This is a genomic window from Aliivibrio sp. S4MY1, from assembly GCF_028765545.1.
Classification (GTDB): domain Bacteria; phylum Pseudomonadota; class Gammaproteobacteria; order Enterobacterales; family Vibrionaceae; genus Aliivibrio.
Genome location: NZ_JARACP010000059.1, coordinates 1 through 860, shown reverse-complemented (window position 1 = coordinate 860; position 860 = coordinate 1). Strand labels below are relative to the sequence as shown.

Annotated in this window: 1 protein-coding gene; it reads right to left on the bottom strand. The window is 36.7% G+C overall.

Annotated elements, in window-relative coordinates:
* Window positions 1–57: 57 nt before the first annotated feature.
* Window positions 58–792 (bottom strand): IS6 family transposase, encoded by a 735-nt coding sequence (locus PVK71_RS20300; RefSeq protein WP_274421126.1) that lies wholly within the window; start codon window positions 790–792, stop codon window positions 58–60.
* Window positions 793–860: the final 68 nt, after the last annotated feature.

Sequence of the window (860 nt, the reverse complement as noted above, 5' to 3'; positions counted from 1 at the left end):
GGGCTTGCTGCAAATAATCTGAATGGATAAATGAGCCCTACAATGGGCTCATTATTACTATAAAATAACCTCAATATTAAAGAGACGATTAATGAAGGTGGATCTCTCCTGTACTATTGTTTTTCGTCTATCGTTACGCAACCAAAAATCAAACTGTCCCTTATTTAACATTCGTAATGATTCAAATCCTTGAATTGTTGACCATGCTCGTTTTCTCACTTTGAAACCACCGGTAGCTACGATCAATTTCTTAATTGGGGCATGATCTGATTCAATACCATTATTGAGGGATTTTATTTGCCGTTGATTTACATCAGCGCGTAACAAACCTTCTTCTTTTAGGCGAGTTATGGCATTGGCGTATGAGGAATGTTTATCTGTGCTTAACGTTTTAGGTTGATTTTCTAAGCGATACGGCCTTAAACAACGCTTAATGAATTGATAAGCTGACTCTTTATTTCTCTTATGAGAGAAATAAAAATCAAGGGTTTCACCTTGTTTATTAATAGCTCGATAAAGATAAAGCCATTTACCTTTTACTCGAACGTATGTTTCATCAAGTTGCCATGAAGAGTCAGATGTCGTAAATTGATATCGACGTAATTTCTTACGTAGTTTAGGGGAATACTCAATAAACCATCGGTAAATGGTAGAGCGATTAACGAAAATACCACGCTCCGCAAGCATATCACTGACGTGTGCATAACTAAGAGTTGTCGTACCATACCAACGAAGAGACCAGAGGATAATTTCTGGTGCAAAGTGTTTCCATTTAAATTCGGATTGAGTCATTGAGATGGTAGTTTAATTGAAAGAGAGAGGGATTTTCTGTTAGAAATGGATTTTTTGCAACAACCCCA